The following is a 26,329-nucleotide window of genomic DNA, read 5'->3' as shown; positions in this document are numbered from 1 at the left end:
TACTCTAATCCAAAGGCCAGGATCCACTCGCTCACAAGGAAGACTCGACCATGAATTATTTGCAGGGCTTGCCCCACTTTTTAGGCTATTTGATCGGCGCGCTGATTTTGCTGGGCGCCTTCATGTACTGCTATAGCCGGATTACCCCGCATAAGGAGTGGCAGTTAATCCGCCAGGGCAACGCGGCGGCCTCTACGGCCTACGCTGGCTCCATTTTGGGTTTCACCCTGCCGCTTTACAGCGCCATGGCGAACTCGATCAGCTTTATCGATTTTCTGCTGTGGGGCGTGATCGCCTTCGGCGTGCAGCTGGCCACCTTCTTCGGGCTGAAAGTGGTGCTCAAAAACCAGGGTGAAAGCCTTTCGACGCATATCAGCGAAGGCCACATGGCCTACGGCATTCTCGTTGGCAGTATTTGTATTGCGGTCGGTTTACTCAACGCCGCCTCGATGACGTGGTAAGGAGCTTCTCATGACCCAACAGGATCGAACGTCCCACCTCCCTCAGCGCAAGCGCAGCCTGCGTCTTTCGCTTGCGTTGATGGGCGCCGGCGCCTTTACGCTCACCGGCTGCGGCCAGTCCGAGGAAGTCACCGACGTGAGCTTCGATAGCCCCCGCAGCTACCAAAGCGTCGACGAGTGCGTCGCGGCGAACGTCTATACCCAAAGTGCTTGCGAGGAGTCTTACGAGGCCTCGCTCGAAGAAGTACCGCGCTTTGAATCCATCGAGGCCTGCGAAGCCGAACACGGCGAAGGCGCCTGCGTCGCGCCGACCGAAGAGCAGGCCCAGGCCGCCACCGGCGGTAGCGGTGGCGGCTGGTTCATGCCCGCCATGATGGGCTATATGGTCGGTAACATGATGTCGCGTACCAGCCGCGGCGCCACCAACCGGGGCCTTTACCAGGAGCCGGTTTATCGTAACCGGCAAAACCAGGGCAACTGGAACACGGCGACCAACCAGGCAAGCCAACGCGTCAATCAGCGCCAGCAAACCATGCGCACCAGCGCCACGCAGAACCGCCAGGCGACCCAGCGCAGCGGCTTTGGCTCGCGCTCCTCGGCGCGCGGCGGCTGGGGCTCTTAAAACCGTCATGTTGAGAGTCGATATTGCCGAACGCCCCCAGTGGAAAACCCTGGCCGATGAGCTGGGGTTTCATTTTCATACCATCGACGGCGAGCCCTACTGGAAAGAGAGCGCCTACTACCAGTTCACCCTGGAGCAGGTGGAACGCGACATCGAAGCGCCCACCGAGGAGCTTCACGAGATGTGCATGGCGCTGGTGGACAAGGTCTGCCACTCCAATGCCCTGATGCAGCGCCTGGCCATTCCCGAGTTCATGTGGGACACCATTTTTGAGTCCTGGCGCGCCGGGCAGCCGCATCTCTACGGACGCATGGACTTTGCCTACTCAGGTGTAGGCCCGGCGAAGCTTTTGGAGCTCAACTACGATACGCCGACCTCGCTCTACGAGACCGGGCTTTTTCAGTGGGTGTGGCTCGAGCAGGCGATTCAACAAGGGCTCATTCCCCGCCAGGCCGACCAGTTCAACTCGGTGCACGAGCGTTTAATGGGCGCCCTTGCCCATATCGGCCAGCGCCTCGACGACGCCACCCTCTACTTCTCGTGTATCAAGGACAACATCGAGGAGCGCGCCACGGTTCACTATCTACAGGATATCGCCGTGCAGGCAGGGCTCAAGGCGCCGTTCATCCATACCGAGGATATCGGCTACCAGCCCGGCGGCGACTACTTTTTGGATATGGACGATGCGCCGATCGGCGCTCTGTTCAAGCTCTACCCCTGGGAAGAGCTGGCGCTTGAAGACTTCGGCAAGATGATCCCTAAGCTTGCGACCCACTGGTTCGAACCGCCCTGGAAGGCGGTGCTCTCCAACAAGGGGATTTTGCCGCTTTTATGGGAAGAGTATCGGGACCACCCCAACCTGTTGCCCGCCTACTTCGAAAAGCCGGGCGAGTCGCCGCTGGCGCCGGGCTGGGTGCGCAAGCCGTTTTTCTCCCGCGAGGGTAGCAACGTCGCGATGATGACCGATAAAGGCGAGTTTGAAGAGGTCAGCGGGCCCTACGTGGATAGCCCCTGGATTCGCCAGGCGTACCACCCGATGCCGCGCTTTGGGCAGTATCACGCCCTGGTGGGGAGCTGGGTCATCGGTGATCGTGCCTGCGGAATGGGCATCCGCGAGGATGTGGGGCGCATTACCAAGGATTCCTCCTGTTTTGTACCCCACGCCATCGTTTAAGCCGCTTTTAGGCGGCGCTTGCGCTTTGCAGTGAGTGCTCGCTTCGTGCGCGGCTCGCCAGGGCGGGCGCATCGCATTCAGCCTCCGGCAGTACGAAACCGCGCGGGCCAACCCAAGAGACAGGCCCACCCAGCTCGACTTCCTCGAGTGCGCTGCCTTTTGAGAAACGCAAAAGATAGTCGTCGCTTTCCGTGGGGTGCCAGTGCGCTAAAAGCTCGAACGGCGCCTGCTGCGCGCGGCGGGCAGCAATAACGCCCAGCGCGGGCTCGCTATAGAGCTCCACGATATGGGCAACGCCTTTTTCTTTCAGCGCACGGTGGGTGTCGGCGTCCAGCGGCGTGGTGGCCAGGGCCGTGATGCCCTCGGGAAGCGTTGGCAAACGCTGGACCAGCTGACGCCAGCGCGCCCTGTCGGTGGCAATGACATCGCCGGCGTTGAGTTCCCAAAGCGCCGCGGCGCTTTCGAAAAGCGAACGCGCCTTCCAGTTGGCCTGTTGGGGCAGCAGCGCGCCGAGCATGAAGCCCGAAACGGTTTGTAGCGAAAGCCAGCTAATCAGCGTGCGCCCGCCGCCTGTCGGAAGATCCAAAAACGCTTTCAACCCTTCGGCTTCCTGTACAAGTGCCGTACTCGAATGGCGGTAAGGGCGCTGCAGGCGGTTACAAAACGCCCCGGAGGTCGTGTCGAAAAGATTGAGATAGTCGATCTCGGCATGGCTCAAGGCGTTTGCCCATTCGCTCAAGGTGATCGAAGACGCGGGCAGTGAAAGCGTGCGCGTGCCGAAAAAGTGCTCGAGCGCATGCATCAACCCGGCGCGTTCGGGGGTGCCCGCACTGGGCAGCATATCCGTATGCTTCACCCGATAGTACTGAGCCGTCACCGCGCGAAGAACGCTCGAGGTCGTTTCAAAAGAGAGTGACAACATGACAGCATCCTCTGCAAGTATGTCGATCTGATACGGTAAATTACTTTGATGTATCACTCTTGTCAAAATAATTACACTTAGCGAATCCGCCGAAAATTCTTAAAAATGCTTCAAATTCTGATATTTATCAAAAAAACATGAAATGAAAAGCTCATTTCCAATAAAGGCAAAGATACCTCTGTACAATATTAACCAATGTTATGCCAATACGCGGTACAGACGAAATGGCGCCGTTTCAGCCGCACCCTCCTTTAGCCGATAAACTAGAAACGGGCTATAACCTGCAAGCGCGTTGCCCGTATGATGGGCCTAATCATACGTAGCGCTTGCTATCATTCTTACCGGTTTCTCTGGAGCATCAGTGTTGATAACGGCGCGTTGGAAGTCCTTATCCCTTGGTTTAAGACTATTCCTCTCGTTTGGAGCGGTGCTGGCACTCACCCTGCTGCTAGCACTTTATTTGCAGGCGCGGGCCCAAGGCCTGGCGCGCCTCGAACGGCTGATCAACGAAGAGTTGCCCCAGCAGGTAGAAGGGCTCGCCACGCACTTGCTGCTGCGCTTGAGCCCGTCGCTTGCGATATCGGAAAGCCTGGCGAATAGCTTCATGCTCGAGCAGTGGGTGCTGGACGGCCTGCCGGAAACCGGGCGACCCGATGTTGCCGGCTACCTTTCACGTACCAACGCCCAGCTGGATACGGACCTGTCCTTTTTGGCCGTTCAGTCCCCGGCCGGGGCTTACTACTTTCAGTACCGCGACGGCGAGCTTTTACAGCGCCCGCTTCAAGACCCAGCCAGCGGCGACCGCTGGTACTTCGAGTTCATCGGTAGCGAAGCACCTTATAACCTCAACCTGGACGCCGACACGTTCACGCCAAGCGATGCCTTCGTTTTCTTGAACGTTCGAAGCCAGGCGTCGGCGCCTAACGGTCGCCCGCTCATCGTGGCGGGCGCGGGGCTCAACCTGGCGCAGATGTCTCGGCTCATCGAAGGCTTTTCACTGGGGGAGACCGGCCGGGCAGCGCTTTTGAACGCCGAAGGCGAGCGGATGATCGACAGCGAAAGCACCCGATTACCAAGGCCTGGTCCAGCCCTGTCAGGCGAGGCGCGCAAGCGTAGCGGCATTCAGGTCGAGGAAATCACTCGCGGTGACGCCATTTATCTCACCGCCACCCGCTGGATGCCGGAGCTACAGCGCTACCTGGTGATCGAGGTCGCCAAAAACGAGTACGTCTTGGCTGCCAAGCAGCGCTTTTTGAGCTCCACCGGCTGGGGGTTTTTGATTTTGCTGGCGGGGCTGGTACTGCTTTACCCGCTGACCGCTAGCCTGCTGCGTCCGTTGAAGCGCTTCCAGCGCCAGCTCAAGGAGATCACGCTGAGTCTCGACCTGACCCGCCGGGTCACCACGGATGACCGGGCCGAGCTTGGCGATTTGGCCAAGCAAACCAATGAACTACTGGCGCGCCTGGCGCGGGCCATGACCGCCGTCTCCCACAATGCGCTGGCGCTCGATAGCGTGGCGGATCGGCTGGCGCATACCGCGGGGCTCTCCGGCGCGAAACCAAGCGGCCCGGGGCTGGAAGCCGACCAAACCATGGCCGCAGCGGTCGAGGAAATGGCCTCGTCGGTGGCCGAAATCACCGCCACCATGGAGGAGTTCTCTGCCTCGTCGACGCAAATTGCCGATCACTCCCAGTCGGTGGTGGAGGTGGCCAACCAGACCCTGGAGCGCAGCCGCAAGGGCTCCGACGCCATGGCGCACCTGCAGTCGCAAATGCAGGATATTCGTCGCGACAGCGAGCAAAGCCTTGCCGAGATCGTCGCGCTGGGCACCAAGTCCAAACAGATCAATAAGGTGATGGTGCTCATCAACGGTCTGGCCGCTCAAACCAAGCTGATCGCCTTCAACGCCGCGCTCGAGGCCTCGAGCGCCGGGGAGTCCGGGCGGCGTTTTTCGGTCGTGGCCAGCGAGATTCGCCGCTTGGCCGACAGCGTGACCGACTCCACCCAGGAGATCGAAGAGCATACCGAGGATATTCAGCGCTCGATTAGTCGGCTGGTCGTGGCCTCGGAAAAAGGCGCGGGCTCGATCGAGAAAGGGGTCGAGGTGAGCTTTACCACCGCCGAGGATCTGGAGGCCGTATTGATGGCCGCCCGCCAGACCAGCAGCGCGGCCCAACAAATATCGCTCTCTACGCAGCAGCAAAAAACCGCCAGCGGCCAGGTAGTCAGCGCGCTTCGCGATATCGACCAGGCCGGCGCCCGCAACGCGCAGTCGGTGCGCCATATTACCGATATCAGCCAGGAGATGATCAAGATGTCCGCCGAGCTCAACGAGCTGGTCCAGGAATTCACGCTTCCCGTGGCGCCCGATGACACCCGCTAAACCAGAACACCTGCCCGGTTACAAGACGGTTAGTGCCCCCCTGCCGACCCGCCAGGGCGCTTTTTCATCCCGGTCATTGCCATTATGAGCTCATACGCCCCGTTCAAGCAGCTGGTGTACGAACACTACGGCCTGCACCTCGATGGGCTGGCCGAGCCGCGGCTGGTCAAAGCAGTCGAGGCGCTTCACGCCGCTACCGGCGAGACGGATAGCGCGGCGCTTGCCGGTCGACTGCGCCAGGAAAGCGCCCTGTTCGACACGTTCATCAGCCAGCTGACCATCAACGAAACCTACTTTTACCGCGAACCCGAAGCGCTCGACTGGCTGGCAAGCCACTACCTGCCCGCCCTGTTGGCCGAAAAAACGCCGCCGCTGCGCATCCTAAGCGCAGGCTGCTCCTCCGGCGAAGAGCCCTATAGCCTGGCCATGACGCTTCTGGAGCGCTTTGGCGAGCGCGCTAAAACGCTTTTCCATATCATCGGCGGCGATGTGGACCACCAGGTGCTGGCCCGCGCCCGGCGCGGTATTTACGCGGGTCTGGCGTTTCGCGCCCTGCCAAAAGCGCTACAAAGGCGCTATTTCACCGCCCGGGGCCGCCACTACGTCATCGATGCTTCGCTGCGCGGCTGGGTCGGCTTTTGCACGTTCAACGTCCTCGAAGAACACGCGGATGCCGCGCCCTTCGACGTGATCTTGTTTCGCAACGTCTCGATCTATTTCGACAAAAATACGCGCGGCCTCATTCAAAAGCGCCTGGCAAAGCGCCTGGCCCCGCAGGGCATACTGCTGTGCGGCGTCGCCGAAACGCTGGGCAACGACCTGGGTGTGCTCGAACTTGCCGAAAACCAGGGCATTTTCTACTTCCATCGCCCCGCGACTACGCCCCCCCCCGCGCTTTCGCCGCCGTCTTTGACCCTGGTCGCTCAAAGTCACGAAGAAGCTTGTGCTCAAACGGACGCCAGTACGCCGGCAAGCGCCTGTGCGGGCGAGGCGCTCACCCCCGCATCGCCGGCTGAAGCGGCGCTTGAAGAAACGCTCGGCCAGGGTGTTCACGCCGCCCATGCGCACCTGGATCAAAGCCGTTTCAATGACGCCGAAACGCTTTTGAGCGCCCTTTTGAGCGAACACCCCAGGAGCGTGGACGCCCTTTTACTGGCGGGGCTGGCGGCACGCTGGCAGCGAAAGGCGCGAAAGGCCTACGACTACTTCGAGCGCGCCCTCTCTATCGCCCCCGAGTGCTGGCCGGCCCATTTTTATCAGGCCGAGCTTTTCCGCCTCGAGGAACTCCCGCCCGGTTCAGAGCCCCCTGGCCTGGGTTACGAGGCGGCCCTTCGCCTTCTAGCGGCAAACCCCAGGTCCAGCGGCGGGCTGACGTTTCTTCGCTCGCCCATCCCGCCGGGAGACGCGGCCTTTTTGGCAAAGTGCTATCTTGCACAGTGCAATCTTGCAAAGAGCTATCTCGCAAAGAGCGATCTCGCAAGCGATACGCTAGAGCGCGCCCGCCATGGCCCTTGATATTACCCGTTTTATCGAACGCTTTGTCGAGGAGGCGCAGGATCAACTGCCGCGCCTGCGCGAAGGCGTGACCGCACTCGAACACGGCGGCCACCGCCCGCAGGCGATCAACGCGCTGTTTCGTGCGGTGCACACGCTCAAGGGCTCGTCGCGCATGCTCCGCCTGGAGGCGATTAGCACGCTGACCCATGCCATGGAAGAGCTTTTGGGCGCGCTGCGCGATGGGCTGCGCGAGCCGGACCCGGCAACGCTTGGGCTTCTTAACCAGGCCGCCGACCTGCTCGACACCCAGGTGAACCGGCTGGCCGAGGGCCACCCGCCACAGACGCTCCCCCAGGCCGACCCGGCGCTTTATCGCGCCCTGACGATGGCGCCGGATGCGATCCAGATCCCGGACAGCGCGCTCCAGCGGGACAGCAGCGCCGCGGCGGCGCCTTCTGACCAGGCCACGCCCTCGGTTGCCAGCGGCTCCCCCCCGCCGCGGCTTCGGCTCAGCGACAGCGTTCGGGTTCGCCGGGAGCGGCTGGACGATCTTATCCACCTGATGGGCGAGGTGCTGTCAGGCCACCACCACCTGCACGACCTGGTGGACCAGGCGCGGGGGCTCGGCGCCGCGCTCCCCGAAGGGCACCAGCCCGCGCTGCGCGCCTTTCACCGGGAGTTCAAGGATAGCGTGCAAAGCCAGGACGCCTCGATGAGCGAGCTCCACGACCGCGCGCTTCAACTGCGTATGCTGCCGCTGGCCGTGGTGTTCGACCCACTCGCACAGATGACCAGGGACCTGGCGCAAGGGCTCGACAAAAAGGCCGTGTGCCGGCTCCAGGGCAGCGACATCGAGCTCGACCGGCAGATGATCGACCACCTCTCCGAGCCGCTGCTCCACCTGTTACGCAATGCGCTCGATCACGGCCTTGAATCCCCCGAGGCGCGCCGCCTGGCGGGCAAGAACGCCCAGGGGCGAATAACCCTCGAGGCAAGGCAGGACGGCAACGGTGTGGTCATCGAGCTTGGCGACGACGGCGCGGGTATCGACATCGACGCGGTTCGAGAGCAGGCGCTGGCGCGCAGGCTTGTAAGCGAAGAGGAGCTGGCGCTTTTGAGCGAGCAGGAGATCGTCGAGCTGATTTTTGCCCCGGGCTTTTCGACCCGGCCGACCATCACCGAGACGTCCGGCCGGGGGGTGGGCATGGACGCCGTCAAGCGCACCGTCGTGGATGAGCTAAGCGGCGATATCCGCCTCGCCCACCGCCCGGGCGAAGGCTGCACCGTGACTCTACACTTGCCGCTGTCACTTGCCATGATGCGGGTGCTGCTCGTCCGCGCGGGCCAACACACCTTTGGCGTTACCGCGCCCTACGTGGCAACGCTTTTAGAGGTTTGGCGAAAGGAGCTGACCGACACCGCGGGCCAGCGCACGCTGATTTTGGGCGACGCCTCCATTCCCGTGGCCGCGCTGGCGACGCTTTTGGGGCTGGAGGCGGCGCCGGAGAACGACCGCTTGCTGCTACTCATCGCCCAGCAAGGAACCCAGAAGCTTGCGCTCATCGTCGACGAGATCATCGACGAGCGCGACATGGTCATCAAGCCCCTCCCCGAGCACCTGGGCGATCTGCCGCTGGTCGCGGGGATGGTCAGCACAGGGCGAAACGCACTCGTTAGTCTGTTACACGTCCCTTCCCTATTAACCCAGGTTAAACTACACCCGGAGCGCGACAGCACCGGGGAACCCGACGGCCATTTTTCGCCTCGTATCCTGATCGTGGATGATTCGCTCCACACGCGCGAAATCGAAAAGGATGTGCTCGAGGCCTGGGGCTACCGGGTGACGCTTGCCGAAAATGGCCAACAGGGGCTCGACAAGGCGCTGGCGAACGCCTTCGATGCGATACTCACGGATATCGAAATGCCGGTAATGGATGGGTTTACCCTCATAGCCCGGCTGCGTCGAAACGAGCGCTACCGCCAGGTGCCGATCATCATCATCACCTCGCGAGAGCAAGAGATGGATCGTAAGCGGGGTATGGCGGCAGGCGCCAACGCCTATATCATTAAAGGCGACTTCGACCAAAACCACCTGGTGGACACGCTGAAGACCTTGCTGGACTAGTCACCGCGTTTTTAAAAAGAGGATAATCATGCGGATTTTAGTCGTCGACGACGATGAACTGTCGGCCGAAATGACCGCTGCGATCATTGCCGCGCAGGATTACGCGCCGGTGACGGCGCACAATGCGATGGAGGCGGTTCTACAGTTGCAGGCGCAACCGGATATCGCCTTGATCGTCAGCGATATGTACATGCCGCTGGTCAACGGCGTTGAGCTTCATGCCATGTTAAGCGAGCAAGGCGTGACGCTTCCGTTTATCCTTTTGACCGGCGACACCCCGGATACCGCGCTCGCCGCCACGCCGGGCCTTTATGCATGTCTGCAAAAAGAGGCAGACCTGGCGCACACGCTGGGTCGCACCATCGACCAGGCATTGAATCCTTCGCCCGCCCGCTTTTAAGTTAACAGGTACGCTCATGTCTTCCATGACACTGCACGAGAAGCTTGACGAGCTAAGGTGGCGCTTTATCGAGCAGCTACCCGCCCGGTTACAGCTCACCGCCCAGCAGTGGCAGCAAAGTCGGCTCTGCCTCCCGGCGCGGGCGCGCCTGGCCCCGGAGCTTCACCGATTTTTTCATAGTTTGAAAGGGACCGGACGCTCCCTCGGGTTCGAGCGGATCGCTGCACTGGCGCACCAGGGCGAAGAGGCGCTCACGCTCTCTCCGTTGCCCGAGGATCTCGATCACACCATCGAACACCTGCTGGAAAGGCTCACCCAGGAGCAGACACAGCTACGTCAAGAGCGAACGCCGCCGCCCAAGCCACCATCGTTCAATACCGTCGAGTTCGCCGCGCCCGCTCAGCCTTCGGGCAGCCGCCAGCGGCTGATCTACCTGTGCGACGACGAGCCCGGCCAGATAAGCCAGCTGCTTCACCATCTGCGCTGCTTTGGGCACGAAGTGGTCCACTTTGCCGATCCTCACGCCTTCTTCAACGCCGTGCTGACACGCCGCCCCGATGCCATCATCATGGATGTGCAGTTCCCCCAGGGGGATACCGCCGGCACCGAAACGCTGACCAGCCTGAACAAGCTCACCGGCGAGCGCCTACCGGCCATCGTGCTTTCCGCCTTCGGCGATTTCCATTCGCGGCTCAGCGCCGTGCGCGCGGGCTGCAAGGGCTATTTCACCAAGCCGTTCAAACCGCTGGACGTGATGCTGGCCGTGGACGAGATGACCTCGCCGCCGGATGGCGAGGCGCTGCGTGTGCTGGTGGTGGACGACGAGCCGGAGATGGCCGGCTATCACGCGCTGCTGCTCGAGCAGGCAGGTATGGTCGTCGAGCAGGCCCACCACCCGTCCGAGGCCCTGGGGGCGCTCGAGCACTTCAGCCCGGATTTGATTTTGATGGATATGTACATGCCGGTTTGCTCCGGCGAGGAGCTGGCCACGATCATTCGCCAGCAGCCCGAGCACGTAGGGTTGCCGATACTCTATCTCTCCGGCGAGACCAACAGTCAAAAGCAGTTCACCGCCATGACCGCGGGCGTCGAAGGGTTCATTACCAAGCCGGTCGTGCCTGCCGAACTCGTCTCGGCGGTGCGGCTGCGCGCCGAGCGGCTGCGTCATCTTCGCACGCTGATGACCCAGGACAGCATGACCGGCCTATACAACCACAGCACCACGACCGATCTGATCGACCGCGCGCTGGTTCAGGCGTATCGCGACGATGGCCGACATGTCATGGCGATGATCGATATCGACCATTTCAAGGAGGTCAACGACACCCACGGCCACCTGGCCGGCGACCAGGTCATCATTACCCTGGCGCACATGCTCAAAACCCGCCTGCGGGTATCCGACATCGTGGGCCGTTGCGGGGGTGAGGAGTTCGTCGTGTTACTCAAAGACATCAGCGTCGAGTGCGCGGTTACGCTCATCGACGGGCTACGCCACGACTTCGAACAGGTCGAATTTCACGCCGGGAGCGCTCGCTTTAGCTGCACCTTTAGCGTGGGCCTGAGCGCTTTTCCGGAGCAGCCGTCGACCGAGGCGCTGCGCGTGAGCGCCGACCGCGCGCTGTACCGGGCCAAAAACCGCGGCCGCAACCAGGTCGCCATCAGCCAGGATCCGCCGGGTGAGTGACCCCGACCCCCCGGGCCTGAGCGAGGCCGACGAGCCGACCGAGCAGCTGGTACTGTTTCGCCTGGCGGGGCAGCGCTTTGCGCTCAAGGGGCATCACGTCAGCGAGATATTGAGCGGCGATCAGAGCGTCTACTTCGTACCCGGCGCGGGCGATTACGTCGAAGGGGTGATTCACCGGCGCGGCAGAATCGAATCCGTCATGACGCTTCACACGCTTTTGGGACTTCACCCGGCCGGGGCAGGCGGCATGGTGCTGTTCGTCAACGCCGCCTCGATACGAACCGGCGTGCGTATCGAGGCGCTGGAGGATGTCTGCGAGGTAAAAGTGAGCGCCTTGAAAACGCCGTCCAGGGCCCAGGCCGAGGCGCTTGCCCCCTTCGTCTGCGCGCTGATCGAGTCAGCGCTCCATGAAACGATTCATGTGCTGGATGCCGACGCGCTACTGAGCGCGTTGCAGTCAGCCCAGCGCCCGCCAGGCCCTGACCGGGCTAGCGGCGCCGCTTTCGCCCCTTAGGGTTGAAGCCAAAGGCAGGCCACCGTATCCCCCGGTTCGACCGTCTGATGGGGGTCGATCACCGCCAGGCCGTCCGCCGCTACGCAGGACGAAAGCACCGACGAGTCCTGATCCTCAAAGGCGCTCGCCTCGATGCCCGCCGGGGTGAACGAAAGCGTAACGCGCATATAGTGCTGGCGCGGGCCGGTGGTGGTCGAGAACGCCGCAACCGCGCTCAACCGGGGAAGCGAGCCAAGCGCCGGGCAGCCAAGTAGCGCCCCCATCAGCGGGCGCAAAAAGAGCCACGCCCCCACGAAGCCCGACACCGGGTTACCGGGCAGGCCGACAAAGCGCGCCAAGCTTGCGTCTTCTCGCGGCAGGCGCCCCAGCGCCAGGGGCTTGCCGGGGCGAATCGCCAGCCGCCAGAGATCCAACCGCCCCAGCATCTGCAGCGCGTTTTTGACGTGATCCTCTTCGCCCACGCTCACCCCGCCGGTGGTGATCACCACGTCACTCAGCGCGGCGGCCTCTTTCAAACACTGCTGCGTGCGTTCGGCGCTGTCCGGTACGCTTTCAAGCTGCACGACCTCGGCGCCGAAGGTTTCCAGCAGGTGCTTGAGCATCGGGCGGTTGCTGTTGTAAAGCTGGCCCGGCTTCAAGGGGGTGCCGGGCTCGACGACCTCATCGCCGGTCGATAAAAGCGCCACGCGGGGTCGGCGCCTCACTTCGACGTGCGCGATACCCTGCCCCGCCAGATGGCCCAGCGCCGCGGCGTTCAGCCGCGTGCCGGCTTCGATCAACGTAGCCCCTTTGGCGACATCGCGGGCGCGGCGGCGCACGCTATTACCCGGGGCTATACCGGCGGGAATGCGCGCGCGCTCGCCGCCGCGCTCGCCGCTGCACTGGACCTCTTCCTGCATTACCACGCAGTCGGCGCCCTTTGGGAGCTCGCCGCCGGTAAAGATGCGCGCGCAGGTGTTCGGCGCCAAAGGCGCGGCGGGGCTGCCCGCCGCAATACGCTGGGACACTGGCAACCAGCCGCCGGCGTCCGCGGCGCGCAGGGCGTAGCCGTCCATGGCGCTGTTATCGAAGGCCGGCACATCCAGGGTGGCCACGGCGTCTACCGCCAGCACTCGGCCGGCGGCGTTTGCCAGCGTGACGTGTTCGGCGCCAAGCGGGGTGACGTCGCCAAGCAGCGCCTCAAGGGCCTGCTCGATGGGGGCGAGTTCAGCCATGCTGGCCTCGCCCGGGGATCACCAGGTTGGCGAAATTGCAGGGTTTGTGGCGGCTGTCGAGCTGTTCGGCCAAGAGATGATCCCAGCCGGTACGGCACGCCCCGGTCGAACCCGGCAGGCAGAAGATGACGGTGGCGTTGGCAAGCCCGCCCAGGCAGCGGCTTTGGATGGTGGAGCTTCCGATCTCGTCACCGCTTAGCTGGCGAAAACGCTCGCCAAAGCCCTGGATTTCCTTGTCGAAGAGTACACAGACCGCTTCCGGCGTGGAGTCGCGCCCGGTAAAGCCGGTGCCGCCGGTGGTGATCACCACCTGGACCTCGGGCTCGGCGATCCAGTGCGCCACCTGGGCGCGAATGCGGTAGGTGTCATCCGCCACGATACGCTTTTCCACCAGCCGGTGGCCGGCCTCTTTCAGGCGCTCTACTAAAAGCGCCCCGGAGCGGTCGCTCGCCTCGTCACGGGTATCGGATACGGTCAGCACTGCGATATTCAACGCCACCATCGTTTCCAAAGCGCTACTCCTTGTGCTCTTTTGTCGCCTGGCGGGCTTCCAGGGCGGCCAGCTGTTCCGGCGTTGCCTTGGCCTGATACAGCTCTTTCCACTCGCTGTAGGGCATGCCGTAGACGTGCTCCCGGGCGGCTTCATAATCGAGCGTCTCACCGCGCGCCTCGGCGGCGCTCACCAGCCACTTGGAGAGACAGTTGCGACAAAAATCCGCCAGGATCATCAAGTCGATGTTCTGGACGTCCTTGTTGTCGTCCAGGTGGGTGAGGAGCCTGCGAAAGGCGGCGGCTTCGAGCTCGGTCTGGGTCGGCTGGTCTAATTCGTTGAAGGCTTGCATGATATCTCCCGGGTGTCGGACGTTTCCCAGCATAGCAAAAGACACGCTTTAAAAACGCCTTCACCGCTGCGAATATGATAAACCCCGGGCACTCGCCGGCCCTGCCCGAGTCTATACTCAACGCCTGGCAGCGCCGCTTGCCGGGGGCGGGCTCACTCATCACGCGCAAGGCATTTCAATGATCGCCCAAGACGAACTGACCGGAATGATTTTAGCTGGCGGCGAAGGCCGGCGAATGGGCGGGCGCGACAAGGGCCTCGAGCCCTTCGAGGGCTTGCCGCTGTTTGCCCACGCCTTGACGCCGCTTCAGGGCCGTGTGGCCGAGATCCTCGTCAGCGCCAACCGCAATCTGGATGCCTATAAGCTATTCGGCCACCGCGTGATCGAGGACGTCGAGCCGGGCTTTCATGGGCCGCTCATGGGGATCTACAGCGGGCTTTTGGCGGCGAAAACGCCGTGGCTGCTCGTCGTGCCCTGCGATACGCCGCTGCTGCCGGCGACGCTGGCCGAGCGCCTGAGCGCCGCAATCGGTGACGGCCATATCGCCGTGGCCTTCGACGGCGAGCGCCGCCACCCGACCGTGGCGCTGATCGCCACGTCGCTGGCGGCGGATCTGGGTGCGTTTTTGGCCTCGGGGGAGCGCAAGCTGGGCCTTTGGTACGATCGCCACGGCGCCCAAAATGTCGATATGGCGGATATCAAGGACGCATTCGTCAACCTCAATAGCGAAGCGGAGAAGCAGCGCCTGGCGTTTGCCCGCGCCGAGTCGAAGGGGCGCCCATGACGTTCTCCTGCTTCGAAGACGATGCGCTCCTCGGTGTCGACCAGGCCCGCGAGGCGCTGGCTGCGCTGATCCCCCGCCGGGTGGGTGTGGAAGAAATCGCCCTCGACGAAGCCTTTGGCCGCCGCCTGGCCGCGCCGGCCATCGCCCCGCTCGATGTGCCCCGGTACACCAACGCCGCCCTCGACGGCGTGGCCCTTGCCTGGCCTGGCGAGGTGCAAGAGCATTGGCCGCTGGCGGGCAGCGCCTTTGCAGGCCAGGCGCTCGAAGGCGCGGTGGCGCCCGGCACCTGCGTACGCATCACCACCGGCGCGCCGCTGCCCGCGGGCACCGACACCGTGATTGCCCAGGAGCAGCTCGATGAGCACGGCGCGGGGGTAACGCTCACCGCCCCCGAGCGCGTAACAAAAGGCCAGAACGTGCGCCTGGCCGGGGAAGAGATTGCCACGGGGACTACCGTGCTAAGCGCGGGCACGCGTTTGGACGCCGCCGCGCTTGGCCTGATCGCCTCGCTCGGTTTTGCCAGGGTCAGCGTTTTCAAACGCCCGGTGGTCGCGCTTTTTTCGACCGGCAACGAGGTGACCGCCCCCGGCGAGGCGCTGGCCGAGGCGGGTATATATGACGCCAACCGCTTTGCGCTCATGGGCCTTGTGCGCGAACACGGCGCCACGCCGCTCGACCTGGGCATACTGCCCGACGACCCGGCGGCGCTTGGGAGCGCACTTGGCAACGCCGCCGGGCAGTGCGATTTAGTGCTGACCAGCGCCGGCGTGTCCGCCGGGGCGCGGGACTTCACCCGCACGGCGCTGGAAGAACTGGGCAAGCTGGTGTTCTGGCGCGTGGCGCTGCGCCCGGGCAAGCCGCTGGCCTGCGGCTACCTGGGCGATGATCAAACCCCTTTCGTCGGGCTACCCGGCAACCCGGTGGCGGCCATGGTGACGTTTCATCAGTTCGTCGCGCCGCTGCTGTCACGTTTGGAGGGGCAAACGCCCGGCCCGGCCCGGCGCCTGACGGCGGTGCTGGACGCACCGGTCGAAGGACGCCTGGCGCGCACCGACCTGATTCGCGGGGTATACCGCGGCGATACCCAGGGCAGGCTTCGCGTTTACGCGCTCAAAGCCCAGGGCTCGGGTATGTTAACCTCTATGGTAGCGGCCAACTGTTTGATCGAACTCAACGAGGCGCTCGAGGCCGCCGCTGAAGGCGAGGTGGTCGTTATTCAGCCGCTTCGTTCGCCGCAATCGCCTACACTGCCCTAATTCACAGGCTAGAGAGATGGCAATGACCGAGCAACTGATTGACAGCGTTGGCCGCCGGGTCAACTACGTACGGATCTCAGTCACTGACCGCTGCGACTTTCGCTGTGTGTACTGCATGAGCGAGGAGATGACGTTTCTCCCTCGGGCCAAGGTGCTGACCCTGGAAGAACTCGCCACCCTCGCCCGCGCCTTTACCGAGCTTGGGGTCGAAAAGATCCGCCTGACCGGCGGCGAGCCGCTGGTGCGTAAAAACATCGAAGAGCTGGTCGACGAGATCGGCGCGCTGCCGGGGCTCGACGACTTCACCATGACCACCAACGGCGCCGGGCTCAGAAAGCACGCAAAGCGTCTTTTCGACGGCGGGCTAAAAAGGCTCAACGTTAGCCTGGACTCCCTCGACCCCGAACGCTTCAAGGCGCTGACGCGTACCGGCGATCTGCACAAGGTGATCGACGGCATTCGCGCCGCCAAGGAGGCGGGGTTCGAGCGCATCAAGCTCAACGCGGTGATTTTAAAAGGGCGTAACGACGACGAAGTGCTGGATCTGGTCGAATTCGCCCGCCGTGAGGGTCTCGATATCAGTTTCATTGAGGAGATGCCGCTGGGTGATGTATCGGATCACTCCCGGGCGGAGACCTTCTACTCCAGCGACGACGTCAAGGCGCTAATCGAGGCGCGTTACCCGCTGACCCCGAGCACGGTGACGACCCCCGGGCCTTCGCGCTATTACCAAATGAGCGACAGCGACAGCCGTGTCGGGTTTATTTCGCCTCACACCCACAACTTCTGTGAAAGCTGCAATCGCGTGCGCGTCACCGTCGAGGGGCGGCTTTTACTCTGTTTGGGCAACGAGCACTCGGTGGATCTGCGCGCGGTCATGCGCCGCCACCCCGGCGACATGGACGCGCTCAAACGCGCCATCATCGACGCGCTGCCGCTAAAACCCGAGCGTCACCACTTCACCACCGACGGCGATGTGCAGGTGGTGCGCTTCATGAATATGACCGGCGGCTAGAGGGTGGCGACGGCGCGCATCCCCACCCACGTGGTGACCGGCTTTCTGGGCAGCGGCAAGACCACGCTTATCCACAGCCTGATCGAGCAAAAGCCTGTGGACGAGAAATGGGCGATTCTGGTCAACGAGTTCGGCCAGATCGGCATCGACCAGGCGATGTTCGAAGACCGCGACGATGTGGTGGTGAAAGGCCTGCCCGGCGGCTGTCTGTGCTGCCAGCTCGCGTTCGTGTTGCAGGCGGCGCTGGTGAGTTTGATCACCCGCACCCAACCCGACCGGCTGATCATCGAACCCTCGGGGCTTGGCCACCCGGCGGGGCTTTTGGACCTGCTGCGCGGCGAGGCTTTTGCCTCGACCCTCGAGGTGCGCGATATCATCGCCACCCTCGACCCGCGCCGGCTGGACGAGGCCCGGGTGCGCGAGCACGAGACCTTCAACGACCAGCTCGCCGTGGCCGATGCGCTGGCGCTGACCATGACCGAGCAGGCAAGTGCTTTACAGCTCGAACGTGGCGATGCGTTTATCGAAACGCTTTGGCCCGCCCCCAAATGGGTGCACCGGGCCGCAGGCGGCACGCTCCCGCTTTCGCTTCTTCTTCAAAGCGGGCCCACCGCGGCCGAAGAGCGCGCCCGGCCCGCCGCGCATCGAGCCCTCGAGGCGCCCCCTTCTGTCGAAGGCGTGTTTTTCGATGCCCCGCCCGAGCCCGGCGCCCCGCGCGTCGAAACCGCCAGCGCCCTGGGCTATAAAAGCACCGGGCTTCGTTGGCACCTAAGCGAGCGCTTCGATCTCGACCAGCTCGCCCAGGTGCTTTCGACACTCCCCAAAAAGGCGCGCGCCAAGGGCGTCTTCAACACCGCCGATGGCTGGAAGCGGCTCAACCGAGGCTTGGGCACCTTGAGCATCGAGGCGAGCGCCTGGCGCCAGGACTCGCGCCTGGAGATCATTCTTCCTACGGAATGTCCGGCGCTGGACCCGCACCAGCTGCTCGAGCGCCTGCACGCCGTTACGTCCCGCTCACCCCCAGCGCTTGGCGCGTGAGCGCGGCCACCGGCATGGGCCGGCCGAAGAGAAACCCCTGATACGAGAGGCAGCCATGGGCGAGAAGCCAGGCGTACTGCTCGCGGGTTTCCACGCCTTCGGCGATCACGTCCAGGTTCAAACTTTTCGCCAGGGCGATGGTACTCTCCACGATGGCGGCGTTGGCCGTGCTGCCCGGTATCTGCTGCACGAAAGACTGGTCGATCTTGAGCTGATCCAACGGCAGCTGGGCCAGGTAGGCAAGCGACGAGTAGCCGGTGCCGAAATCGTCCAGCGAGAAACGTACGCCCCGGGCTTTCAGGCGCAGCATGGTCTCGCGCACCTCGCTCGGCGCCTCGACGAACAGCGACTCGGTCACTTCGAGCTTCAACTGCTCCAGCGGCGCGCGGGTGCGAGCAAAGACGCTTTCGATGCGCTCGGCAAAGCCTGATTCGCGAAACTGCACCGGGCTGATATTCACCGAGATGGTCAACCGACCCAACACCGGGTGCCCCGCCCACTCGTTGAGCTGCCAGCAGGCCTGCTCGAGTATCCACTCGCCGACTTCGTTGATCAGCCCCGTGCTTTCCAAAAGCGGTATGAACTCGCCCGGCGAGATGATCCCGCGCTCCGCGTGGTGCCAGCGCAGCAGCACTTCCATACCACTCATGACGCCGCGCGGGTCGACCTGGGGCTGGTAGTAAAGCTGCCACTGCTTGAAGAGCACCGCCTGGCGAAGATCGGACTCCAGCCGTACCCGGGCCAGTAGCTCGGCCTGCATACCCGGGTTGAAAAAGCGCAGCGTTTGACGTCCGCTGCTCTTGGCCTGGGAGAGCGCCATGTCCGCCTGCTGGAGATAGTCGTCCATGTTGTGCTGGTCGCTGGACATCATCGTGACCCCGGCGCTGACGGTGATCGTGACCAGGCTATTATTGAGCTTGATGGGCTCGTTCAGCGACTCCATCAGCTTGTAGGCGATTCCCTGGGCAAGCTGGTGCGTCTGGGCGAGGTTGCTGTTGACCCCTTCGATCAGCACGGCGAATTCGTCGCCCCCAAGCCTTGCCAGGGTGTCGGTATCGCGCAGCATCCGCGAAAGGCGCTGCGCCACGCCCTGCAAGAGCTGGTCACCGGCGTGATACCCCTGGGTGTCGTTGACCTCCTTGAAATTATCGATATCGAAGAGCATGAGCGCACCGTAGCGCTGGTGACGGTTAAGCTCTTTCAGCGCCGCTTCCAAACGGTCCATGAACAGGCGCCGGTTGATCAGCCCGGTGAGCGGGTCGTAAAACGCCAGTTGATGTATCTCTTGCTCGGCCGCCTTGCGCTCGCTGATATCGCTGATGGTCGCGACGTAGTGGCTGAGCGTGCCGTCATCGTCGTAAATGGCGCTGATGGTGATCCACTGCGGGAAAAACTCGCCGTTTTTACGCTTGTTCCAGATCTCGCCTTCCCAGTTGCCCACTCGATTGACGCGCTGCCAAAGCTCGCGGTAGAACGCCGCGCCGTGCTGGCCCGAGCTGAACATCCGCGGGGTCTTGCCGACCATATCGGCGTCCTGGTAGCCGGTGATGCGCTTGAACGTGTCGTTGGTCTTTAGGATGTAGCCCTTTCGGTCGGTGATCAAAATACCCAGGTGGGTTTGAAAGGCCGCGGCGGCGATCTTGAGCTCCGCCTGGAGCCTTTTGTCCTCGGTCACATCGCGCACCACGGACAGCACGCCGCTAAAGGTTCTGCTGACATCGACCAGCGGGCTCACCGTGGCATGGAAACAGTGGTGTTGGCCGTCGATCATCAGCGCGTATTCGAAGGTTTTGACCTGATGAAAGCGCTTGACCCGATCGAAGACGTCGCTGAACGTTTCCGCGATGTCGGCGGGTAGAATGTTCGAAAAGTGCTGGCCAAGCGCCGCGTCCGGGTCGATCAACAGAAGCCGCTGGTCGATGGCGTGAATATGGCGAAACCGCCCCTGCTCATCGAACACGAAGAGCAAGTCCTGCAGGGAATTGACCAACGCGTCCAGGCGGACCTCGCGCTCGAGGGCATGAGCGCGGGCCGCCTCGCGTTCCTCGATACGCCGTTGCAAAAGACGCGAAAGCGTAATCCGGTTGAGGTAGTGGCGAAGCCCCCAGCCCCCTAGCAGCGCGATGACCACCATGATGACGAGCAGCAGCGCCGTGCGGTCGCGCCAATCGCTGAGCAGGCTTTGCAGGTCGACACCGACCACGGCGTACACGGGGTAGTCGCCGATACGCTCGAGGCGAAACAGGCGCTCGCGCTGGTCGACCGGCGAGCGCATACGAAAGGCCTGGCCCGCCTCGCCGCCGCCCACCGGGCGCCACTGAGTCGGCGGTTCCAATCTTTGCCCTACCGTGACGTCCAGGGGCGGCTGTGAATGCCGGGCTATCAACTGGAAATCGGTATCGACCAGCGTGATGCTCTCGCCTTCATTCATGCTCAGTCGTTGCAGCGCATCGGCAAAGATTTGCGGCTGGATGCGCGAAACGGCGATACCGGCAAACTCGCCCAGCGCATTCTCCAACCGCTTGGCGTTGTACAGAAACACTTCGCCGCTTTCCGGGGAGCGCTGTAGGGTCGTCACCTCACGCGTGAGCTCGCTGTCTCGAAACGCCTGAAAGAATTCGGTGTTGCGGTAGGAGAACCCCTCGTAGCGCTCGTCGCTACTCAGCACAACGCGCCCCGCGGTATCGAGCACGCCCATGGCATCCACCGACGACACATATTGGGTGAGCTCGTCGATGGCCTGCTCGAGCACCTGGCGGCTCTGCTCATCGGGATCTTCGAACAGCGTGACCAGCTCGTTGAGGCTAAAAAGCGCTTGCTCGCTCTGGCCCAAAACGCCCTGGGTCCACTGGGCCACGACGCCGACGCGGGCCTCCATGCGTACCGTGGCCGCTTCTATCTCGCGCTGGTACTGCTCGTAGGCCAGCCAGCCGAACATGCTTGCCATGAAGAGCAGCGCCAGCACGTAGAGCAGTACGGCGCGCCGGCTGGCGCTGGCGGTTTCATCGGGCCCAATAGCGGCCGGGGGGGAAGTATCCGGTACAACGGACATTGCGCGTATGCCTTTTCTTAATAAACCCTGCAAACCGCTGTAAAAACAGCCACCCGAGGCGCCATTTTCCTTTAAAAAACGTGGTCCTGTCTAATGGCAGCGTGCTATTTTCGATACAAACCGTTTTTATTGTAAATGATTTGTTAAGCAAGGCCGTTTCGTACAGCGCGAAGGAGGCGCCCATGGTATCGCTTGGGCAAATGAGTGATTACGAGATCCGCTTGGTCCGCGTGTTCAATACGGTGGTCGAGTGCGGCGGCTTTACCGCGGCGGAAACGACCCTGGGGATCAGCCGCTCGGCGATCAGCCAGCACATGAGCGACCTGGAAAAACGCGTGGGTTTGTCGCTTTGTCAGCGCGGGCGCGGCGGCTTTAGCCTCACCGAAGAGGGCAAGGAGCTCTACCAGGCCGGGCTCACGCTGCTCGCCGCACTGGAAGCTTTTCGCAGCGACGTCAACGCTCTACATCATACCATCAAGGGCGAGCTCAATATCGGCATTACCGATAACCTGGTCACGCTGCCCGCCATGAACGTCACCAACGCCCTGGCCGAGCTTACCGGGCAAAGCAGTGAGGTGAGCGTCAATATCCATATGGAGCCCTCCGACGCGGTAATTCGCCAGGTGATGGACGGCCACTTGCACGTGGGCGTCGTCCCCAGCGTCAACCTGCCGGCAAGCCTCGAGACACGCTGGCTCTACGACGAACCTTCCTACCTTTACTGTGGCGCCGGCCACCCGCTTTTCGAAACCACAAGCCAGCCCCCGGATGCGGCCGAAATTACCCGGGCGCCGGGGGTGGCGCCGCGCTATCCGCTGCCCCCCAAAGCGCGCCAGGCCCACGACGCCTTGACGCTACGCGCCTCGGCTTCGGATCGCGAGGGCGCGGCCTTTCTCATTCTCACCGGGCACTACATCGGCTTTTTACCCGAACACGTGGCCGCGCAGTGGGTCGCCGCCGGTAAAATGCGCCCGCTATGCACCGACCAGTACGGCTATCGCGTTCCGTTCGTGCTGATTACCCGCCGCGACCGGCGCCCCAACCGGGTGGTGGATGCCTTCTTGAGCCTGGTGAGCACCGCGGCGGCCGATACCTAGCCGCGGCTGGCAAGGTCGGGCGCACACATTTTACTACAATCGTTGAATATAAATTGACGCAAACGGCCTCGATTAGCTGCTAAAGTGTGTTTAAAACTTGCATAAAAAAATCAGCATCACGACCGGATCGCCCCGGGTGTGAGGGGAGCGCTTTTCATGAAGCGCTACTCGTCTGCCCGTGTCGATCGATGCACGAGGTGAGACCATGACGATTCAAGTAACCCGACGCGGGTTTTTCAAGCTGGGGGCGGCAGGGCTTGCCACCTCCAGTATGGCGATGATGGGGTTCTCCCCGGAAGCCGCCGCCTCTTCTATTCGCCCTTTCAAGCTGACGCACACGAAAGAGACGCGCAATATCTGCACCTACTGTTCCGTGGGGTGCGGGGTGCTGATCTATAGCCGCGGCGACGAGGCGAAAAATGCCCACCAGCAGATCATCCACATCGAGGGCGACCCGGACCATCCGGTGAGCCGCGGCGCGCTTTGCCCCAAGGGCGCGGGCCTACTCGACTACGTGAAAAGCCCCTCGCGCCTGAAATACCCCGAGGTGCGCGAGCCCGGCACCAACGAGTGGAAGCGCATCTCCTGGGAGGAAGCTAACGACCGTATCGCCCGCCACATAAAAGCCGATCGCGACGAGAACTTCGTTGCCACCGACGACGAGGGCCGTACGGTCAACCGTTGGACGACCACCGGCTTTCTGGCGGCCTCGGCCTCTTCCAATGAATCGGGCTATCTCACCCACAAGTTTGTAACCAGCCTTGGCATGCTGGCTTTCGACAACCAGGCGCGCGTTTGACACGGACCAACGGTGGCAGGTCTTGCCCCAACATTTGGTCGCGGTGCGATGACGAACCACTGGGTCGATATTCGCAATGCTGACGTCATTCTGGTCATGGGTGGCAACGCCGCTGAGGCGCATCCGGTCGGTTTTCGCTGGGTCACCGAAGCAAAAGAGCACAATAACGCCCAACTGATGGTGGTGGACCCGCGCTTTACGCGTACGGCTTCAGTGGCGGATTTCTACGCGCCGATTCGTACCGGCACGGATATCTCCTTTCTCGGGGGCTTGATTCGCTATCTGATCGACAACGACCAGATTCAGCACGACTACGTGCTCAACTACACCGACGCCGCCCTGCTGGTGGACGAAGGTTTTGGCTTCGAAGAAGGCCTGTTCGACAGCTACGACGAAGCGACCCGCTCCTACGATAAGGAGAACTGGGTCTATCAAACCGATGAAGACGGTTTCGCGCTTAGAGACGATACGCTGACGCACCCGCGCTGCGTCTACCGGCTGCTGCGCGAGCACTTCGACGCCTACACGCCGGAAATGGTCTCCTCGATCTGCGGCACGCCCGTGGACAAGATCATGCGCGTGTGGGAGACATTGGCGAGCACCGCCACGCCAGATCGCACCACCACGCTTTTGTACGCGCTTGGCTGGACTCAGCACTCGCTGGGTTCGCAGATCATTCGTACCGCGGGCATGGTGCAACTGCTGCTGGGCAACATAGGCCAGCTCGGCGGTGGCGTGAACGCGCTGCGCGGTCACTCCAACATTCAGGGGCTGACCGACCTTGGCCTGCTCTCGAACCAGCTGACCGGCTACATCGCCGCACCGACGGACGACGAGGAAGACCTCGACACCTTCCTCGAGGCCCGGCGGCGGGCGCCGCTGCAGCCCAATCAGGTCTCTTACTGGCAAAACGCCGACGCGTTCTTCGTAAGCCTGATGAAGGCCTGGTACGGCGACAACGCCCGCGCGGACACCCAGTGGTGCTTCGACTGGCTGCCCAAGCTCGACAAGCCGCTCTACGATATCCTCGACACCTTCAACCGGATGTCGAAAGGCGAGATCTACGGCTACTTCTGTCAAGGCTTCAACCCGCTGGCGGCGATTCCCAACAAGGCGAAGGTGTCACGCTCGCTTTCGAAACTGCGCTATCTGGTTTCGATCGACCCGCTCAACACAGAAACCGCCGAATTCTGGCGCAATGCCGGCGAGTACAACGACGTCGACCCAAGCGAGATCCAGACCGAGGTATTCCGCCTGCCGGCGCTGTCGTTCGCCGAGGACGCGGGTTCCACAGTCAACAGCGCCCGCTGGCTGCAGTGGCACTACCCCGCTGCGGACGGCCCCGGTGAGGCGCGCGCCGATACCCATATTCTGGGGGCCCTGTTCACCCGGGTGCGCGAGCTTTACGAGCGCGACGGCGGCGCCTTCCCGGATCCGATCCTGGGCCTTGCCTGGAACTACAAAAAGCCCGAGGAGCCCGCACCGGAAGAGCTTGCCCGGGAATACAACGGCCGCGCGCTGAGCGATGTGTACGTCGACGGGCGGCTGGTGCGTCCCATGGGTGAGCAGCTCGCGGGCTTTGGCGAGCTGCGCGACGACGGCTCGACGGCCTGCGGCTGTTGGATTTTCGCGGGCTCCTGGACCGAGGCCGGTAACCAGATGGCCAACCGCGATAACGCCGACCCCTACGGCATCGGCCAAACCCTGGGCTGGGCCTGGTCCTGGCCTGCCAACCGGCGCATTCTTTACAACCGCGCCTCGGCCAAGCTCGATGGCAGCCCCTGGTCCGAGCGCAAGTCCCTGGTGTGGTGGGATAACGTGACGCGGCGCTGGACCGGTGCGGACGTGCCGGACTTCCCGGTCGACTCCGCCCCTACCCGCGGGCAGATGCCTTTCATCATGAACCCGGAGGGCGTGGGCAAGCTGTTCGCAAGCCAGGGCATGGCGGAAGGCCCCTTCCCCACCCACTACGAGCCGCTGGAGAGCCCGGTGCCGGAGGGCAACCTGCTCTTCCCGCGCAACAACCGGGTGCGCTACAACCCGGCGGCCCGGGTCTTCGACGAGGACCTGGCGATGATGGGGACCTGGGAGGATTACCCTTACGCGGCGACCACGTACCGCCTGACCGAGCACTTCCACTACTGGACCAAGCACGTGCATCTGAACGCGATCGTGCAGCCGGAGCAGTTCGTGGAGATCGGCGAGGCGCTGGGGAACGAACTCGGCATCGTGGAAGGCGACTGGGTACGGGTTTCATCGAAACGCGGCTATATTCGCGCCGTGGCGGTGGTCACCAAGCGGATCAAGGCGATTACCGTGGGAGACCGCATCGTGCACCAAGTCGGTATTCCGATCCACTGGGGCTTTTTGGGGCTCGCCAAGAAGGGCTTTTTGGCGAATACGCTGACGCCCTTCGTAGGCGATGCCAATACCCAGACCCCGGAGTTCAAATCCTTTCTGGTCAACGTTGAAAAAGACACCACAGGAGGCAGGGCATGAGCAATCCGCAAAATATCCTGCGCCGCTCGGCAACGACGACGACGCCCCCCCAGGGGCGTCACGAGGTCGAACCCGTGGCCAAGCTGATCGATGTCAGCCGCTGTATCGGTTGCAAGGCGTGCCAAGTCGCCTGCATGGAGTGGAACGACGTGCGCGACGAGGTCGGTATCAACACCGGCACCTACAACAATCCCAATGACCTGACCGAAGACTCCTGGACGGTGATGCGCTTCACCGAGTTCGAGAACGCCCAGGGCGATCTCGAGTGGCTGATCCGCAAGGACGGCTGCATGCACTGCGCCGACCCGGGCTGTTTGACCGCTTGCCCGGCGCCGGGGGCCATCGTTCAGTACGCCAACGGTATCGTCGATTTCGACTCGGACAAGTGTATCGGCTGCGGCTACTGCGTGACCGGCTGCCCCTTCGACATTCCGCGGATCTCCGAGCGTGACAGCAAATCCTACAAATGCACGCTCTGCTCGGATCGGGTCTCGGTGGGCCTGGAGCCCGCCTGCGTGAAAACCTGCCCAACCGGCTGTATCGAGTTCGGCTCCAAGGCGGACATGCTGACCCGCGCCGCCCAGCGCGTGGACGACCTGAAAGGCCGCGGCTTCAGTGAGGCGGGCATTTACGACCCGGCCGGCGTCGGCGGCACCCACGTCATGTACGTGCTGCACCACGCGGACACCCCGGACATCTACGCGGGCTTGCCTAATGACCCGAGCATTTCGCCCTTCGTCAGCGCCTGGAAAGGCCCGACCAAGCCGATCATGAGCGCGATCATCGGCATCACGGCGTTTGCCGGCTTCATGCACTACCTCACCAAGGGGCCGAAGGACGAGCCGCTGGATGAAGAGGTGTTCGGCCCGGAAGGCGAAGACGCCTACCTGCGCGATCATCCCTCTGATGCGCCGGACGCCGAGCAGGCCGATGCTCGGCAGGAGAAGTGAC

21 protein-coding genes are annotated in these 26,329 nt (G+C 63.0%); 16 read left to right on the top strand and 5 right to left on the bottom strand.

Annotated features, from left to right (window positions below; all coding sequences use genetic code 11):
- The first annotated feature begins 50 nt into the window (after positions 1 to 50).
- From ACWHXT_RS02195 to ACWHXT_RS02185, 3 genes are read left to right on the top strand one after another with little or no spacing between them, the layout of a single operon-like run.
- Positions 51 to 461, top strand: a complete 411-nt coding sequence (locus ACWHXT_RS02195) for a DUF350 domain-containing protein (RefSeq protein WP_447527660.1) — start codon at positions 51 to 53, stop codon at positions 459 to 461.
- A gap of 10 nt (positions 462 to 471) precedes the next feature.
- The gene (locus ACWHXT_RS02190) at positions 472 to 1,083 is read left to right on the top strand and encodes a DUF1190 domain-containing protein (protein ID WP_447927891.1); all 612 of its coding nucleotides are present in this window, start codon (positions 472 to 474) and stop codon (positions 1,081 to 1,083) included.
- A 7-nt stretch (positions 1,084 to 1,090) separates the two neighbouring features.
- Positions 1,091 to 2,257: a glutathionylspermidine synthase family protein gene (locus ACWHXT_RS02185; protein ID WP_447957066.1), complete on the top strand. Its 1,167-nt coding sequence runs from the start codon at positions 1,091 to 1,093 to the stop codon at positions 2,255 to 2,257.
- A gap of 7 nt (positions 2,258 to 2,264) precedes the next feature.
- Here ACWHXT_RS02185 and ACWHXT_RS02180 read toward each other — a convergent pair whose 3' ends face one another.
- Positions 2,265 to 3,179 carry a hypothetical protein gene (locus tag ACWHXT_RS02180; protein ID WP_447957065.1) on the bottom strand — a complete coding sequence of 305 codons (915 nt, stop codon included), beginning with the start codon at positions 3,177 to 3,179 and terminating at the stop codon, positions 2,265 to 2,267.
- A 427-nt stretch (positions 3,180 to 3,606) separates the two neighbouring features.
- Here ACWHXT_RS02180 and ACWHXT_RS02175 point away from each other — a divergent pair, with 427 nt between their 5' ends.
- The 6 genes from ACWHXT_RS02175 to ACWHXT_RS02150 all read left to right on the top strand — a co-directional run bounded on the left by ACWHXT_RS02175 (position 3,607) and on the right by ACWHXT_RS02150 (position 11,782).
- Entirely contained in the window at positions 3,607 to 5,562 is a 1,956-nt protein-coding gene (locus tag ACWHXT_RS02175; protein ID WP_447957064.1) for a methyl-accepting chemotaxis protein, read from the top strand.
- Positions 5,563 to 5,646: 84 nt separating this feature from the next.
- Complete coding sequence (locus ACWHXT_RS02170; protein ID WP_447957063.1) at positions 5,647 to 7,077, top strand: CheR family methyltransferase; 1,431 nt, start codon at positions 5,647 to 5,649, stop codon at positions 7,075 to 7,077.
- A complete protein-coding gene (locus tag ACWHXT_RS02165) occupies positions 7,067 to 9,184 on the top strand; it encodes a hybrid sensor histidine kinase/response regulator (protein WP_447957062.1) in 2,118 nt (705 codons plus the stop codon). Before ACWHXT_RS02170 ends, ACWHXT_RS02165 begins: the two co-directional genes overlap by 11 nt.
- Positions 9,185 to 9,212: 28 nt before the next feature.
- The gene (locus tag ACWHXT_RS02160) at positions 9,213 to 9,584 is read left to right on the top strand and encodes a response regulator (RefSeq protein WP_447957061.1); all 372 of its coding nucleotides are present in this window, start codon (positions 9,213 to 9,215) and stop codon (positions 9,582 to 9,584) included.
- A 16-nt stretch (positions 9,585 to 9,600) separates the two neighbouring features.
- Positions 9,601 to 11,268 (top strand): diguanylate cyclase, encoded by a 1,668-nt coding sequence (locus tag ACWHXT_RS02155; protein WP_447957060.1) that lies wholly within the window; start codon positions 9,601 to 9,603, stop codon positions 11,266 to 11,268.
- Positions 11,261 to 11,782 carry a chemotaxis protein CheW gene (locus tag ACWHXT_RS02150; protein ID WP_447957059.1) on the top strand — a complete coding sequence of 174 codons (522 nt, stop codon included), beginning with the start codon at positions 11,261 to 11,263 and terminating at the stop codon, positions 11,780 to 11,782. The genes ACWHXT_RS02155 and ACWHXT_RS02150 overlap by 8 nt, the downstream gene beginning before the upstream one ends.
- On the opposite strand, the gene ACWHXT_RS02145 is transcribed toward ACWHXT_RS02150, so the two are convergent.
- Genes ACWHXT_RS02145 through ACWHXT_RS02135 form a run of 3 tightly spaced genes read right to left on the bottom strand, consistent with a single transcriptional unit; the run spans position 11,779 to position 13,838 of the window.
- The gene (locus ACWHXT_RS02145; RefSeq protein ID WP_447957058.1) at positions 11,779 to 12,996 is read right to left on the bottom strand and encodes a molybdopterin molybdotransferase MoeA; all 1,218 of its coding nucleotides are present in this window, start codon (positions 12,994 to 12,996) and stop codon (positions 11,779 to 11,781) included. The two genes, ACWHXT_RS02150 and ACWHXT_RS02145, sit on opposite strands and share 4 nt — an antisense overlap.
- Positions 12,989 to 13,498, bottom strand: a complete 510-nt coding sequence (moaB, locus tag ACWHXT_RS02140; protein WP_447530489.1) for a molybdenum cofactor biosynthesis protein B — start codon at positions 13,496 to 13,498, stop codon at positions 12,989 to 12,991. Before moaB ends, ACWHXT_RS02145 begins: the two co-directional genes overlap by 8 nt.
- A 13-nt stretch (positions 13,499 to 13,511) precedes the next feature.
- Positions 13,512 to 13,838: a DUF1244 domain-containing protein gene (locus tag ACWHXT_RS02135; RefSeq protein WP_447957057.1), complete on the bottom strand. Its 327-nt coding sequence runs from the start codon at positions 13,836 to 13,838 to the stop codon at positions 13,512 to 13,514.
- Positions 13,839 to 14,016: 178 nt separating this feature from the next.
- Between ACWHXT_RS02135 and mobA the strand changes: the two genes are divergently transcribed.
- From mobA to ACWHXT_RS02115, 4 genes are read left to right on the top strand one after another with little or no spacing between them, the layout of a single operon-like run.
- Entirely contained in the window at positions 14,017 to 14,622 is a 606-nt protein-coding gene (gene mobA / locus ACWHXT_RS02130) for a molybdenum cofactor guanylyltransferase MobA (RefSeq protein WP_447957056.1), read from the top strand.
- Positions 14,619 to 15,878 (top strand): molybdopterin molybdotransferase MoeA, encoded by a 1,260-nt coding sequence (locus tag ACWHXT_RS02125; RefSeq protein ID WP_447957055.1) that lies wholly within the window; start codon positions 14,619 to 14,621, stop codon positions 15,876 to 15,878. The genes mobA and ACWHXT_RS02125 overlap by 4 nt, the downstream gene beginning before the upstream one ends.
- Positions 15,879 to 15,900: 22 nt before the next feature.
- Positions 15,901 to 16,893: a GTP 3',8-cyclase MoaA gene (moaA, locus tag ACWHXT_RS02120; protein WP_447957054.1), complete on the top strand. Its 993-nt coding sequence runs from the start codon at positions 15,901 to 15,903 to the stop codon at positions 16,891 to 16,893.
- 3 nt (positions 16,894 to 16,896) lie between these two features.
- Positions 16,897 to 17,931, top strand: coding sequence for a CobW family GTP-binding protein (locus ACWHXT_RS02115; protein ID WP_447957053.1), 1,035 nt, complete (start codon positions 16,897 to 16,899; stop codon positions 17,929 to 17,931).
- Here ACWHXT_RS02115 and ACWHXT_RS02110 read toward each other — a convergent pair.
- Positions 17,897 to 20,983 (bottom strand): bifunctional diguanylate cyclase/phosphodiesterase, encoded by a 3,087-nt coding sequence (locus tag ACWHXT_RS02110; protein WP_447957052.1) that lies wholly within the window; start codon positions 20,981 to 20,983, stop codon positions 17,897 to 17,899. The genes ACWHXT_RS02115 and ACWHXT_RS02110 overlap by 35 nt on opposite strands.
- 182 nt (positions 20,984 to 21,165) lie before the next feature.
- Here ACWHXT_RS02110 and ACWHXT_RS02105 point away from each other — a divergent pair, with 182 nt between their 5' ends.
- From ACWHXT_RS02105 to fdxH, 3 genes are all read left to right on the top strand, one after another.
- A complete protein-coding gene (locus tag ACWHXT_RS02105; RefSeq protein ID WP_447957051.1) occupies positions 21,166 to 22,080 on the top strand; it encodes a LysR family transcriptional regulator in 915 nt (304 codons plus the stop codon).
- 211 nt (positions 22,081 to 22,291) lie between these two features.
- Positions 22,292 to 25,378: a formate dehydrogenase-N subunit alpha gene (gene fdnG, locus ACWHXT_RS02100; RefSeq protein ID WP_447929111.1), complete on the top strand. Its 3,087-nt coding sequence runs from the start codon at positions 22,292 to 22,294 to the stop codon at positions 25,376 to 25,378.
- Positions 25,375 to 26,328: a formate dehydrogenase subunit beta gene (fdxH, locus tag ACWHXT_RS02095; protein ID WP_447527648.1), complete on the top strand. Its 954-nt coding sequence runs from the start codon at positions 25,375 to 25,377 to the stop codon at positions 26,326 to 26,328. The genes fdnG and fdxH overlap by 4 nt, the downstream gene beginning before the upstream one ends.
- Position 26,329 lies beyond the last annotated feature (1 nt).

It is taken from the genome of Vreelandella halophytica (assembly GCF_968193635.1).
This window is presented reverse-complemented; position numbering and strand designations above follow the sequence as displayed.

What these genes read in the sequence shown, in the direction of transcription:
- ACWHXT_RS02155 (WP_447957060.1), top strand. Translation starts at nt 9,601, where the DNA reads ATGTCTTCCATGACACTGCACGAGAAGCTTGACGAGCTAAGGTGGCGC.
- ACWHXT_RS02105 (WP_447957051.1), top strand. Translation starts at nt 21,166, where the DNA reads ATGGTATCGCTTGGGCAAATGAGTGATTACGAGATCCGCTTGGTCCGC.
- ACWHXT_RS02165 (WP_447957062.1), top strand. Translation starts at nt 7,067, where the DNA reads ATGGCCCTTGATATTACCCGTTTTATCGAACGCTTTGTCGAGGAGGCG.
- ACWHXT_RS02190 (WP_447927891.1), top strand. Translation starts at nt 472, where the DNA reads ATGACCCAACAGGATCGAACGTCCCACCTCCCTCAGCGCAAGCGCAGC.
- ACWHXT_RS02135 (WP_447957057.1), bottom strand. Translation starts at nt 13,838, where the DNA reads ATGCAAGCCTTCAACGAATTAGACCAGCCGACCCAGACCGAGCTCGAA.
- ACWHXT_RS02180 (WP_447957065.1), bottom strand. Translation starts at nt 3,179, where the DNA reads ATGTTGTCACTCTCTTTTGAAACGACCTCGAGCGTTCTTCGCGCGGTG.
- ACWHXT_RS02160 (WP_447957061.1), top strand. Translation starts at nt 9,213, where the DNA reads ATGCGGATTTTAGTCGTCGACGACGATGAACTGTCGGCCGAAATGACC.
- ACWHXT_RS02110 (WP_447957052.1), bottom strand. Translation starts at nt 20,983, where the DNA reads ATGTCCGTTGTACCGGATACTTCCCCCCCGGCCGCTATTGGGCCCGAT.
- fdxH (WP_447527648.1), top strand. Translation starts at nt 25,375, where the DNA reads ATGAGCAATCCGCAAAATATCCTGCGCCGCTCGGCAACGACGACGACG.
- mobA (WP_447957056.1), top strand. Translation starts at nt 14,017, where the DNA reads ATGATCGCCCAAGACGAACTGACCGGAATGATTTTAGCTGGCGGCGAA.
- ACWHXT_RS02195 (WP_447527660.1), top strand. Translation starts at nt 51, where the DNA reads ATGAATTATTTGCAGGGCTTGCCCCACTTTTTAGGCTATTTGATCGGC.
- ACWHXT_RS02185 (WP_447957066.1), top strand. Translation starts at nt 1,091, where the DNA reads ATGTTGAGAGTCGATATTGCCGAACGCCCCCAGTGGAAAACCCTGGCC.
- moaB (WP_447530489.1), bottom strand. Translation starts at nt 13,498, where the DNA reads ATGGTGGCGTTGAATATCGCAGTGCTGACCGTATCCGATACCCGTGAC.
- ACWHXT_RS02145 (WP_447957058.1), bottom strand. Translation starts at nt 12,996, where the DNA reads ATGGCTGAACTCGCCCCCATCGAGCAGGCCCTTGAGGCGCTGCTTGGC.
- ACWHXT_RS02170 (WP_447957063.1), top strand. Translation starts at nt 5,647, where the DNA reads ATGAGCTCATACGCCCCGTTCAAGCAGCTGGTGTACGAACACTACGGC.
- ACWHXT_RS02125 (WP_447957055.1), top strand. Translation starts at nt 14,619, where the DNA reads ATGACGTTCTCCTGCTTCGAAGACGATGCGCTCCTCGGTGTCGACCAG.
- moaA (WP_447957054.1), top strand. Translation starts at nt 15,901, where the DNA reads ATGACCGAGCAACTGATTGACAGCGTTGGCCGCCGGGTCAACTACGTA.